Origin of the sequence: Bombella sp. ESL0380, from assembly GCF_009725805.1 — a bacterium.
Lineage (GTDB): Bacteria > Pseudomonadota > Alphaproteobacteria > Acetobacterales > Acetobacteraceae > Bombella > Bombella apis.
In genome coordinates, this window is the sequence record NZ_WNIH01000008.1 from 36,406 (window position 1) to 49,280 (window position 12,875).

10 protein-coding genes are annotated in these 12,875 nt (G+C 60.1%); 2 read left to right on the forward strand and 8 right to left on the reverse strand.

Annotated features, from left to right (window positions below; translation table 11 throughout):
- Positions 1-72: 72 nt before the first annotated feature.
- The gene (locus tag GM608_RS07995) at positions 73-1,032 is read right to left on the reverse strand and encodes a glycosyltransferase (RefSeq protein WP_333645358.1); all 960 of its coding nucleotides are present in this window, start codon (positions 1,030-1,032) and stop codon (positions 73-75) included.
- 103 nt (positions 1,033-1,135) lie between these two features.
- On the reverse strand, positions 1,136-3,349 hold the full coding sequence (locus tag GM608_RS08000) for a protein-disulfide reductase DsbD domain-containing protein (protein ID WP_333645359.1): 2,214 nt from the start codon (positions 3,347-3,349) through the stop codon (positions 1,136-1,138).
- Between the two features lie 158 nt (positions 3,350-3,507).
- Here GM608_RS08000 and GM608_RS08005 point away from each other — a divergent pair, with 158 nt between their 5' ends.
- A complete protein-coding gene (locus GM608_RS08005; protein ID WP_333645360.1) occupies positions 3,508-4,161 on the forward strand; it encodes an RDD family protein in 654 nt (217 codons plus the stop codon).
- 4 nt (positions 4,162-4,165) lie between these two features.
- On the opposite strand, the gene mdoH is transcribed toward GM608_RS08005, so the two are convergent.
- From mdoH to GM608_RS08030, 5 genes are all read right to left on the reverse strand, one after another.
- Positions 4,166-6,475: a glucans biosynthesis glucosyltransferase MdoH gene (gene mdoH, locus GM608_RS08010; RefSeq protein ID WP_193599859.1), complete on the reverse strand. Its 2,310-nt coding sequence runs from the start codon at positions 6,473-6,475 to the stop codon at positions 4,166-4,168.
- Positions 6,472-7,587 carry a polysaccharide biosynthesis/export family protein gene (locus GM608_RS08015; protein WP_181005218.1) on the reverse strand — a complete coding sequence of 372 codons (1,116 nt, stop codon included), beginning with the start codon at positions 7,585-7,587 and terminating at the stop codon, positions 6,472-6,474. The genes mdoH and GM608_RS08015 overlap by 4 nt, the downstream gene beginning before the upstream one ends.
- Before the next feature lie 35 nt (positions 7,588-7,622).
- Entirely contained in the window at positions 7,623-8,627 is a 1,005-nt protein-coding gene (locus GM608_RS08020) for a hypothetical protein (protein ID WP_333645361.1), read from the reverse strand.
- Positions 8,628-8,854: 227 nt separating this feature from the next.
- Positions 8,855-10,135: a YncE family protein gene (locus tag GM608_RS08025; RefSeq protein WP_227449731.1), complete on the reverse strand. Its 1,281-nt coding sequence runs from the start codon at positions 10,133-10,135 to the stop codon at positions 8,855-8,857.
- A complete protein-coding gene (locus GM608_RS08030; protein WP_086431643.1) occupies positions 10,132-10,920 on the reverse strand; it encodes a creatininase family protein in 789 nt (262 codons plus the stop codon). The genes GM608_RS08025 and GM608_RS08030 overlap by 4 nt, the downstream gene beginning before the upstream one ends.
- 232 nt (positions 10,921-11,152) lie before the next feature.
- On the opposite strand from GM608_RS08030, the gene GM608_RS08035 reads away from it, so the two are divergent.
- Complete coding sequence (locus tag GM608_RS08035) at positions 11,153-11,707, forward strand: DUF2721 domain-containing protein (protein ID WP_227431483.1); 555 nt, start codon at positions 11,153-11,155, stop codon at positions 11,705-11,707.
- Here the strand turns inward: GM608_RS08035 and pstS are convergent.
- On the reverse strand, positions 11,658-12,716 hold the full coding sequence (gene pstS, locus GM608_RS08040) for a phosphate ABC transporter substrate-binding protein PstS (protein ID WP_408863045.1): 1,059 nt from the start codon (positions 12,714-12,716) through the stop codon (positions 11,658-11,660). The two genes, GM608_RS08035 and pstS, sit on opposite strands and share 50 nt — an antisense overlap.
- Positions 12,717-12,875: the final 159 nt, after the last annotated feature.

A 12,875-nucleotide genomic window follows, 5' to 3' on the forward strand; every position in this document is an offset into this window, starting at 1 on the left:
TGTCTTTTATATCGTTAACGAGTGACGAAAACATCCCTGCCGTACAGCTTTTTCCTGCCCCCAGCAGCAGTCTCATCCGCAGAGACATCCATAGACCTGCCGTATCTGCGCACTGACCCTCTCTGGCGCATAGGCCCGGGCCGTACACCGCCCCTGTTCCACCATCTTCAGCAGAGCGGAACTGCCGGAAACATATCCCTCCAGCGCCATGGCCAGGGAGTCCACGATGCCTTCCATATCCTCCGGGGAATGCCAGAACCCGTTCTGCGGCGTAGCGTACTCGCGCCCACCACCACCATGATACCCCACGACAAGGCAGCCTGCCGCCATGGCCTCCAACGCCGTGATGCCAAGAGCCTCCATCCGTCCCAGAGCAAGACAGACAGCGGACTCACCCATGAGGGCCGCCACCTCCGCCTCACCCTTCTTTTTCAGAGGGATCCACGGAACGTTGGAAAACTGGGGATACTTCAACGACAGCATGTCACGGAACAGGCAGACATAGGCTGGTATCCCTCCCTGATGGGGCCATTTCCACTCAGCACAAAGGATCTGGAGTTTTTTCTGCCGTGGCCTGAACACAGCTCCATCCACCACGGGTGATGTGACAGGAACAGCCTCCAGTCCCAGCACCCGCTGGATCAGATGCGCTGCCTCCATCCCCGGAGCCAGAACCTGCGTCACGCCCCAGTCCCTCAATGTTTCAACTGATGGCCTGTATGTGAAGAAATAATAGGGATTCTGACAGAAGATGATCTTCTTCCCGGCCATGGGCTGGCGGATCATGTCCGCATACCATCCATCCAGCACTTCGGGAAAAACGACCATATCCTCTTCTGCAAGGTCCTTCACATCCCTGCAGACCAGCGGCAGCATCTCCTGCCCCAACCATGACGGCAAGCCTTCAGACTGCAGGACCTGCGCCTGAAATCCCGCCTGACGGAGCAGGAAAGCGTGGCGGTAGACTGTCTTGATGCCGCCAGAAACGAGATCCCGTGGGAAGCAGTTCAGAAAAATGATTCGCCCCGCCACCAGTCAATCTCCCAGCCCACCACTGCACCCTGCCCACTACGGGTAGAGAATGACTGGAATATTTACAATTTACTAATGAAAAGTAAATATCATACCTCTGGAATCATTCCTCCTTTCCACGCTTCCCGGCAGGTGAAAGCACATCCAATACAAGGCCGGGTGTAAGAATCTGTGGTAACACCTGCTCCGCTCCCCCAGAAGGATAATACAGGTATAGCGGTACCCCATCACGATCATGGGCCCTAAGAAACGCCGTGATCCGCTCGTCCCGGCGGGTCCAGTCGCCCCGCAGGATGGTCACGCCATGCTGCCGGAATGCCCGCCGGACAGACGGAACATCCAGCGCCACGTGCTCATTGACCATGCAGGTCACACACCAGGAGGCTGTCATGTCCACAAAAACTGGCTGCCCTGCGGCCCTCAGAGCAGCCAGACGCTCTGCCGAAAACGGTTCAATGGTAGGGCCATCCTGTCCCTGTATCGCTGCTCCGGTCTTTCCGGTGGCTGCGACGGGAGAGCCAGACTCATCATCCATCACCACACTGCGCCCCAGCCCGGCAAGACAGACCAGCAGGCACAGCAAGGCCAGCAGGCGGCAGCCCAGCACGAAACGGGGTGCCTGCCCCAGCATGGCCCGCTGCTGCGCCAGCCCGTACAGCCAGCTCCCCAGCCCCAGAAGCACGGCCCCTCCGGCCATCAGCAGTACTGCATCTCCCCCACGCTGAAGCACCGCCACCCAGAGCAGCCACACGCAACTGGCCAGCAAAGGAAAAGCCAGCAGCTGTTTCAGACGTTCCATCCAGCCACCGGGGCGTGGCAGACGCTGGGCCAGTCCCGGCACAAGTGCCAGCACGCCATAAGGTGCTGCCAGCCCCAGCCCCATGGAGAGAAAGATCAGCAGGCCAGACCAGATCGGCCCACCCAGTGCTACAGCAATGGCGACCCCCATGAAAGGTGCCGTACAGGGCGTGGCCACGATCACCGCCAACAGGCCCGCCAGAAGATCACTGGCCGGACCATGCCCTGCGGCCATCTGCCCGGCCCGCCCGGCCAGGCGCCCCCCCGTTATCTGGAACACACCCAGCAGATTGAGCGCCATGACAAACAGCAGCCAGCCAACCCCCACAACAAAAGCGGAAGACTGGAACTGGAACCCCCACCCCACGGAAGAGCCTCCATAACGCAGGGCCATCATCAGGGCACCAAGAAGGGCAAAGCAGCCCATGATGCCCAGAGTGTAAAAGGCTGCACTCCGCCAGCGTGTCCGCCAGCCAGCTCCCCCCATATGGGCAAAGGAGAGGATCTTCATGGCCAGCACGGGAAACACGCAAGGCATGAGATTGAGAATGACACCCCCCAGAAAAGCCGAGAGCAGGCTGCTCCAGACGGGCCGTTCCCTGTTCCCGGTGGCAGCCACGACGGGAACAGCCGGACTGGCGCCAGACACTGGAACCGCCGTTACCTGAAGGGCCGACCGGCTGCCAGCAGCATCCACCAGCACGACAACACCAGCCAGCGGTTTCTGCCAGAAAGGCGGATGGGCGTAGGAATCCGGCTTCAGTGTCAGAGCCAGCTGCCCGGTCTGGACAGACAGGGGCTGCGGCGCATTCTGGGCGATCACGCCGCCCTCCTGTGGCAGAAACCAGGCCTGCCGCACCGTATCGGGCGAAAGGCCAGCTCCATGCAGGGTCAGCAGACCATCGAGGCCAAGACGGGCCTCAAAGGGGGAAGGCTGGGGCATGGCCGCATCAGCCCGACGGAACAGGGCTGCCTCGGCAGCATCCGGCACGACATCCGAGGCAACAGCAGGCAATGCAAGGGAAAAGACGCCTTTTTCGGGCACGCAGACATCCGCACAGACCAGCCAGTCTGCACGGGCCGTGACCTGCACCGCACCTGCCCCCCGCCCCTGGAGGGGAACCCGCACAGGCAGCAGCACATCCCCCTGGTAGGCATAGGCCATCAACCCGCCCTCTGGAATGCGCTCCGGCACGGGCCATGCGACCGTGTCCGTCCCGCCGGACCGGCTGCCACTCACCATGACATGGACATGCGGCGCCTCACCGGCATCACCGGGATTCTGCCAGTATGTGTGCCAGCCGGGCTTCAGCTGGAGCCTCAGCCCGACCCGCAGCGTGCCCCCGTCAGCCTGACTCTCCTCCTGCCCAACAGCATCCACCGCACTGACAAGGGTAGCCGTTGTATGGCTGGTCACGACCGGTGTGCTCTCCGCCGCCCGAACAGGAGAGGCCAGAAAGACCATCCCGCTCACCATGGCAAACACAGCCATCATCATCCTGCCAATATGCCGCGCCATCCGCTTACCCTCCCTTTCATGATTGCCAGACAGCCCCGGAACCTGTCCCCGTACCCCGGGCAGGCAGCACTGGCCCATAGCATTGGCCCATATCCGTCTTAAAGACATAATTGCTGTCTACCGTCCCCAGTTCACTCTTTCACAGACCATGATAGGCCATGACCACACATCCCGCCCCATCCGACCATCCCAAAGCAGGCCCGTGGAACCGCCTGATAGCCCGCAGCATTGATCTGGACATCTACGGAAGCCTTCTCATGCTGCCAGTCTATGGTTCCATCCACCAGCTGGAAGACATATTTCCCACATTGCAGAAAATCGGCAGTGCATCCTTCAGCCCCATGATGCCACGCTGGGATACCCTCATCGCCAGCCTGCTGCTCATCTTTCCCCTCTCCATGGTGCTGGATGCCCTTGTCTGCACCTGGTTCGGCAATACGCTGGGCAAGCGCCTCCTCGGCATCAAACCCTACCGTACCAATGGCCGCCCCCTCGATCTTTCCACCTGCCTGAAACGCAACTATCTCATCTATGTTGCCGCCTATATGGGGGGCATGGATGTCCTGTCACCGCTGGCAGGCCTCATGCATTACATACGCTACAGACGCACCGGAACGACTTTCTGGGACGAAGAAATGGGCACGGTCGTCCGCTCCCTGAAAAGTAGCGTCGCCCGCACGGTCACAATCACCATCCTGTGGTTTCTGGTCTCAATCCCGCTCACCATGGTTGGAAACCTGCTCTTCCCGTCCATTCTGAACAACATCAGCACCGTGACGCCCGCATCCCTGCAGAAACCGGCCACTCCCTGAAAGACTACAGGCCATAATAGCCCTGGGCCCGGAAATGGGCTTTCACCAGCGCCACGAAACACGCCCGTTCATTCAGGGCAAGCAGCAGGCTGCGCCTGTCCAGCTCATGCCCGGCCCTGATGGCTGGCAGAAGCCTTTCCGCCACGGCCCGCCGATGACGGATCTGCCGATAATGGGACACATAGAACAGGGGACTCTCCAAGGCATGGCGAAGGATGGCACCATCCGCTGGTGGAAAGCAGCTCCCAAGCCACACGAGAGCTGCCTTCAGGCAGCGGATGACAGCGGGTTCCGACTCTTCTTCCGGGATGAGGAACCACCTGCAACGATTGACCAGTGCTGATGTCCGGCTGGTCAGGTATGCTGTGAAAGGCGCCAGAACGAGACCGGCAATCACCGGCAGAAACCAGACCAGTAGCGCCTCCCCTGACAGAACTCCCTCTGAAAGATGATCCAGCAGGGTAGCGCCGTAAGCAAACTGCTTCTCCAGCACCTGCACCAGCCCCCAGGCCCCCGCCAGACCAAGGGCAGAACACCATCCGTAATCCTGCAGGCAACTCCGGAATGTCAGTGGGGCATCATCTCTCTGCTGCCCTGCCCAGCGGACGGATGACCGCCTGAAACAGGCCAGCAGGAACTTCACGATGAAGCACATGAGAACCGGATTGAGCAGAAAGGCAAACAGCATCTCCAGCAGGAAACTGAGCAATAATCTGCCACGACCACCATACTGCCTGGCCACAGGACGCCGCATGGCAACGGCCAGGGCAATCAGCCTTGGCGACAGCAGGAAGATCATGGCCAGCACGAACAGTCCGGCAAAGGCCAGCCTCACACTCTCCAGCTCCCCCGTTCCCTCTGCCCCCATGCCCGCCTCCAGATGGGCCAGCGTATAAACGGATGACACCATGAACAGAACACTGAGCGGCGCCATGAAATAGGCCAGTGCCCCCATCAGCAGGGTTTCCCTGTGCACCCCCTGAACCCTGTCTGCCGACAGAAAGCGGACATTCTGGAAATTGCCCTGCATCCATCTGTTCTCACGGGCCAGAAAGCCCGAAAGATTGGCCGGGAGCTCCTCATAACTGCCCCTGACATCCGCAAGAAACCAGACTTCATGGCCTGCCCGCCCCATCATGGCGGCCTCGGCAGTATCGTGTGAGAGCGGCCTGCCGCCCCATGGCCTTTCCCCCGGAAAATCCGGCAACAGGCAATGCTTGATGAAGGCATCCGTCCGTATGATGGCATTGTGCCCGATATAGCTGCCATGCCCCATGGAAAGAGCCTCCACCGCCTGGGGAAAGACAGCTCCCTGGAGGTGGCTGCTGAACTGCATGAGCCGCCCGAAAAAGGATTGCCGCAGGACAGGCAGCGGGCTGGTCTGGATGATGCCGACATGCGGGTTGCCTGCCATCATTTCCAGACACTGATGGACACAGGCCCCCGACACGATGGAATCAGCATCCATCACGTAGAAACAGGCATAATCCCGTCCCCACCGGCGAAGAAAGTCCGTGATGTTGCCCAGTTTGGCATTGGCATTGTGTGCCCTGCGCCGGTACCGGACTGTCACACCCGGATAACGCTGCCTCAAATGATAGAGGGTGGCCTGTTCGGTCAGGACATGTCGTACGTCCGTACTGTCCGACAGCAGATACAGGTCATAATGGTGGAGCTTCTCTGGCACATCCTGGCTGAGTGTCTCGATCAGGGATGCCATGCCCGCCCCGACCCGGTGCATCTCCTCATGATGGACGGGGTACAGAATGGCACAGCGCTCTTCCGGCCCCGGCTCCCTGGCCCTGTGTGCCGGATGGCAAGGATTCCCCGCTGCCCCCCGGCGGGCCAGCCGGTAACCGACAACCATCTTCACGAAGGCATATGTCGCAAGAAAGGTGAACAGCAGATACAGGGCCGCATAAAGGCATGGCAGGATTTCATGGTCGTCCAGATCGGGAAACAGGGTCCCACTGGCCAGGCTGAACATGAAACCGGCCACCAGCAGGGAGACAAGCAGCATTTTCCGCCGCCGTCGGGCCATGATTCTTACCCAACCCGGCTGTCTCTGCCCCCCTTTGGGACATGCCTGCCAGACCAGATGGCGGATGATCTTCTTCCAGTCCGTATCAAACCGCATGATCTGGAGAGGCAGCCGTCTGAATCCATCGCCCGATGCACCGCCATCAGTTTCCTCCCGCTCCAGAAACCGGTTGAGGGTCTCGAATGACGTGATCTCCCCATCCACGCCTCCCAGAATGTCCCTGTAGGGAGAAAAATCAAACGGTATCGCCCCTTCTTCCTCCTGCCCGTTCATCGGGCAATGGAGGCCAGAACCCCCGCCTGAAGCATGAGGGAAAAAACCTTGAAATAAGGCACCCATGATGACTCGGCGACATAGACGACATCACCATCCTCCAGCAGGAAACTCTGTGCGACAAACAGGCCGTAGGTCCGGTCAAAACGGATTTTCAACAGATGAGGCGTGTCATGATCCCGTCGCAGCACGAAAATGGCCCGGCTGGAGGCGGCGTCCCGTTGCAGGCCGCCTGATATGGCCAGAATGTCCGCCAGTGTCGGACATGTTCCGAAAGAATAGATACCCGGCCGTGATGCTCCCCCACCCAGAACCGGAATTCTGATGGAGGCCTCCTTCTTCACGATCACCCGGTCATGTGGGGCCAGATGAATGTCATTCACCAGCCCATCATCCAGCGGCAGAGCTCCAACCACCTGCCCATGTCTGACAACAGACACCACAGTTTCAGGCCGAACAGACACAGGCTGCCCATCACTGGGCCCTCCGGCGGGCACAGGCGGGCCTCCCCCCATGGCTTCCGCCAGAACATGGGCCAACATCAGCCCGCCAGGCTGCCACCGCACCTCCCCGGGTGTCTTCACTTCACCCAGTACAAGTACGGAATCAGCTTCCCACCGGCCATCCGGTGCTTCCTCCTGCACGATGACTGACGGATGGCTGAACACACGCTGTGCCGCATAAAGGCGGGACAGCTTCTGCTGGATGCTGGCATAGGTCAGGGACACCACCCGGACAGCCCCCACATAAGGCAGGGTGACCATGCCATCCCGCAATACGGGAAAATGCCCCAGCTTCATGATGGCTGGCGTGTCTCCCCCTCCAGCAAACGAAAGAATGGACACGCTGAGATCATCCCCCACATGGATGACTGGATCCCGGGTGCTGTGCCCCGCATCAATGGCCCATATGGCCTGCCGGACCCGCAGCTTTTCTGCCTCCCGCATCTGCCCGGCCATGATCGTGGCCTCTCTCAGGGTAATGTCCTGCATCACAAGGCCAGAAAAAAGCCGCCTGCTGTCCTGCCTCTGGGGCTGGGCTGTCAGCTCCTTCACGCCTGGGCCGCCACTGGGCAGGTCACACCCTGCCAGAACCGGCACCAGCAGGGCCATGAACGCCAGAGAACAGAAAAACGGGCCCCTCATCATCAAGCCAGAGCAACATACAGGACCAGCCCTGCGACCAGCGCAATGGCGCTACTCCACCAGAAGGCCGGTCTGAGAGGCGTGTCCTCCACAACAGGCCCGCTGACGGTTTTCAGGAAGTAATGCCCCATGATGGCATTTGTCCTGACAGTCTCACAGGCGGCCATTTCGGCATCCAGAATACTGGAAAGGGACCTGACCTCACGAATCAGACGATCATTTTCCAGAATGACATGCCGTGGTGTCACGCTCCGTTGGCGCAGAACCTCCTGCTCGCCCTCATAGGCCATCACCTCCCTGTGCATGGCTTGTGCGGCATGGTCCACATCCTCCTGAAGGGCCGCCTGCCTGCCCTTCAGGGCTGCCTGGTCCGCCATCAGCCGGAACTGCGTCTTCAACACCGTATCGTAAAAGCCGCTGCCCTCATAAATGCCGGAAGACAGGATATTGTCGGCAATCACCTGCTCATCATGAGCCATGACCTGCCTGATCCTGTTGATGGAGGCCTCATGCTCATGCAGCAACAGATCATCCGGCTCGACATTCAGGCGAGCCAGCCGGGCCCGGGCATCGCCAAGTATCTGCCCTGTCAGACGTTCGGCGAGAGCCGCAGAAGGGGCCCGGAGGGTAATTTGTACGAGGCCATTCTTCTTCCCGACATCAATATCCACGATGTAACGGTCATAATAGCGGTAGAGAGCATGATCATCGTGCGAAAACAGCGACAGAACGCCCCCGAAACTCTGGACGGGATCTGTGAAATCATACGCCTCTGCAAGATTCACGTTCGCCCTGAGGGCCCTGAATTCCTCATAGGACAGCACGAAAGCCTGGAAGAGATAATTCCCCTCATTCCGGCCATCCGAGCCTGTAAAAACTCCCCCGCCACTCCCCCTGCTATCGGGCTTCTCCACGACAAGGACGGTCTGTGTTCTGTAAAGAACTGGCGAGAGGAACGCATAATAGGCCAGCGTTACCAGCAGGGGAACCAGCAGGAGAAAACGCACGGCACTTCCTTTCGTTTCCGTCAGGAAAACACAATCATGCAGACCATCTGTCGAGATGAGCATCCCATAATGACTGGACGCAATGCGCCCCTTCTTATTTTAACAATACATTAACTTTACAGAAACCATTTTCTCCTCCCCCTCCGCAGCCAGACACAAAAAAAGGAGGCCAAAGCCTCCTTTTCCTGAAAAAGCTCCATGAGAGGGAGTAACCCCTGTCTGGTTTCTCAACGCATGATGCCCGTATGGCCAATGCTGTAGCGACCCGGCTGGGGCCAGACTGTCAGACCATGCGGTTCTGCCCCGACAGGAATCTGTTTCATGGCACCGCTTTCCGTATCAATGGCATAGACGACATCATCAAAACGGCCGGAGAGCCAGAGTGTTCTGCCATCCGCACTGACATTGCCCATGTCCGGGCTGCCACCACCGGGAATGGGCCAGGTCTTCAACACCTTGTCCGTTGCCATATCCACGACGGACACACTGCCCTTGCTGTGGCGTGGCCCATGCACCATGTGGGACCCACGGTTGGCAACATAAAGCAGCTTTGCATCACGGCTCGGATACAGCCCATGCGTCCCCAGCCCCGTGGGAATGAAACCCGTCTCCCTGAAGCTGTCGCCATCAATGATGAACACGCCATCAGCATGCATGTCGGCCACATAGAATTTATGCCCATCCGGTGCGGCGAGAACATCCTGCGGCATCCCCCCCTTGGAGAGTTTCAGCATCCCCAGAAGGGTACGGTTGACCGTATCCACCTTGGCCAGATAGCGCCCGAATTCGCAGGTGAAGATCGCATAACGCCCATCTGCCGAGAAGGCAGCATGATTGATGCCCTCACAGAGCGGAGCCTCGACAGACCCTTTCAGCACCATGCTGTGCGGATCACGGAAATCCAGACGGCGATGGGCTTCTGCCACAACGATGGCATTCTGCCCGTCCGGTGTGAAATACATATTGTAGGGGTCATCCACGGCAATGGCCTTGCCGGGCTTGCCTGTCAGCGGGTCGATCGGTGTCAGGGAGCCATCCGTGTGGCCCTCGCTGTTGTTGGTCACCCACAGGGTCCGCAGGTCCCATGAGGGGACGACGTGCTGGGGGGACCGCCCCACCGGGAACGTATCCACGACCTTGTAGGTCTTCGGGTCGATCACGGAGACACTGTTGCCACGCAGGTTGGGCACATAGATCCGCTCCAGATCATGCGCCACGACGGGGGACAGTTTGTCCGGGCCGCTGGCTTCACTGTAAATGTTGTGAATGTCCGGCACGGGCGGCATGCCCGGAATGGTCTGTACGACCAGCGCCTGCTCCGTCACGGCACCAGATGGTGCAGGTGGCGCCTTTGCCGTGGCGGATGGATCACCATCCGGAAAAGGCTTTGGCGAATCGGCAGCAATCGGTTCATCCTGCGGGTCAGGATGGTTGGCCGTCTGCTGGGCCTGCGCTGCCCCCGCAGCCAGTAATGCCCCCATTGCCAGAAACGAAATTTTGAGCCTCATGGGTGTCTCCTGTTGAAAGACGAAATGGCCTCAACGGCGGCCTGCACCTGCATGGCTGTGCCGACCCGGCCAAGTTCAGCCGTTGCCTGCCGCGGGTCACCACCATAGACACCATCGGCAGAATCCGGTTTTCCAGCCTGCCTCAGAAGCCCCTCCCGCACAAGGGACGGATCCACGGCCAACATGAGGGATGTATCGCTTATGTCGGCATGTTTCCCCAAAGCCACACCATGGCCCTGTCGGCGCAGGTAATCTGCGTACTGTCCGGCCACGACGTCATAATAGGCTCCGACATACAGCACCCTTGCCGCCCCTTCACCAGCCCAGCGCCTGTTCAGCCTCTGTGCCAGAGCAGCCAGCTGGGCCTGATAACCACCATGGTCCCCCAGCAGCACAATGGTGGTGAAGCCCTGCGCCCTCAGGCTTTCCGCCGCTCCTTCCACCAGCCCGGCAAAAACGGCTGGTGGAATGGAGAGTGTCCCGGCAAACCGCATGTGGCCTGTGCGGGGCCGGGTCGAGCCTTCCGGCACATAGGCCAGCACGGGGGCCACCAGGGTTTGCCCTACCCTGCGGGCAATCCTGTCCGCCAGAACACGGGCCCGCACATCATGCTTGCCCACTGCCATGTAAGGCCCGCTCTGCTCCGTACCACCAACCGGGATAATGACCGTTCTGGTCCCGGCTTTAAGGCCGGCGTCAATCTCCGTCCAGCTCTGGCAGGCCAGCTCCACCTGCCGGACCGCAGGCGGACAGGCCGGAGACACCCCCTCCGGCTCTTCTGCCATGGCCGGAGCCACCAGCCCGGCCAGGCAGGCCAGCAGGACCAGCGGTCGCAGCCGGGGCCAGCACGGATACCCGGCCACCACCTTCACAGTTCTGTTGCTCATCCAGCGCCCCTTGTGCATTATCACCCCACCCCCATGGCCCCGGTGTTCCGGATACGGGTCCTGCACAGGCCCATGGCCTGAGCGGACTTCATCCGGCATACTGTCCCGGCGTACAACCACCAGAACCGTCATGACCGTGCCCCTGCTGAACACCCTGCCCTTTCTTACCCAGATGAACAATATCGACGACGCCGCCCACATCATCCAGATGGCCCTGACCCCCGTCTTCATGCTCTCCGGCATCGGCACGCTGATCAACATCTTCAATACAAGGCTGGCCCGTGTCTCGGACCATCTGGACAATGTCAACCGTCTGCTGGCCGCCCCTCCTTCCGAACAGGACCACCAGTACAGCTACGACACGCCGCAACGGCTGAAAACCCGCCAGAAACGCCTGACACGCCGCATTGTCGTGCTGGACCTTGCCATTATCCTCAACGGGCTGGGCGGGGCCATGACCTGCGGTGCGGCCATCGCCCTCTTTGTCGGCTCACTGGGAGATGCCACGACATCACTCTGGCTGCTGGCCCTCTTCGGCACTGCACTGGGCTGCACCGTGGCAGCCCTGCTGGCCTTTCTGGCCGATACGCTCCTCAGCTGGCATGGCCTGCGGCATGAAGGGCAGGTCTCCCTGCTTACTTCCCTGCTGCGCTCGAAGGCCAGCCACGCAAAACGGCATCACTGACCGAGCTTGGCAGCCCCACATAGCCCAGCCGGGCATTGATCTCTGCCCCATGGGCAAACCCCCAGCTGAAGAAGCGCTTCACACCCTGCCCCTCGGGCCGGTCCACGGCATCTTCCGGCACCAGAACATAGGTGGCTGACACGATGGGCCAACTCTCCGCCCCGGGCTGGTCCAGCAGATTGACGGCAAAATGGTCCTCCGCTTTCCATTCCGCTGCGGAGGCAGCGTCAATGAAGCCCTTCAGGGATGGCAGCACGAACCGCCCATCATGATTCTTCATCTGCACGATGCCCAGATGGTTCTGTGCGGCGTAGGCATATTCCACATAGCCGATGCTCCCTTCCGTCTGACGGACAAGGGCGGCAATGCCGTCATTGCCCCGTGCTCCAGCACCGCCAGCCCACTCCACAAGGGTCCCTGCACCGATACGGGCCTCCCACTCCGGTGATGTCCGGGAAAGGTAGGATGTGAACACATAGGTCGTCCCGGCACCATCGGCCCGATGCACGGCCACAACTCCCATATCCGGCAACGTCACCCCGGGATTGAGAGCTTGGATGCGGGGGTCGTCCCAATCCGTGATGCGACCATCATACAGGGCTGCCAGTGTCGGACCGTCCAGCCGCAATGCCCCGGCGGGAACACCGGGCAGATTGACCACCAGCACCACACCACTCATGACGGTCGGAAACTGGTAGAGATGCGTCTCTGCCAGACGGTTCGGGCTCATCGGCTTGTCGGATGCTCCAAAATCCACCGTACGTTCCACGACCTGATCCTGCCCGGCGCTGGAACCGACCGTCTGATAATTGACCTGAAGCCCTGCCTGTTCTCCCGCCGGAACGCTCCAGCTCTGATAGATGGGGGCAGCAAAGCTGGACCCTGCGCCCGTTATCTCCACATCCTCCGCACGGGCCACCCCGGCCAGGGCTGACGAAATGGGCAGCACCAGCATGAAGGCCCTGCCGCAGTTCTTCCAGCGGAGAAGACGTTTATCTGTCGGACGCATAAATCCCTCGGCACACGCAATGATCACCTGTCTGCCGTTATAGCTTCGCCGACGCTTCAGACAATAAAAATATACCACAAGACAAAGAAAAGTCTTTTTTGACACAAAAAAATGAGTAAATAGACATGAAGCCATGTGATGACTGCGGGAGATTTTCGT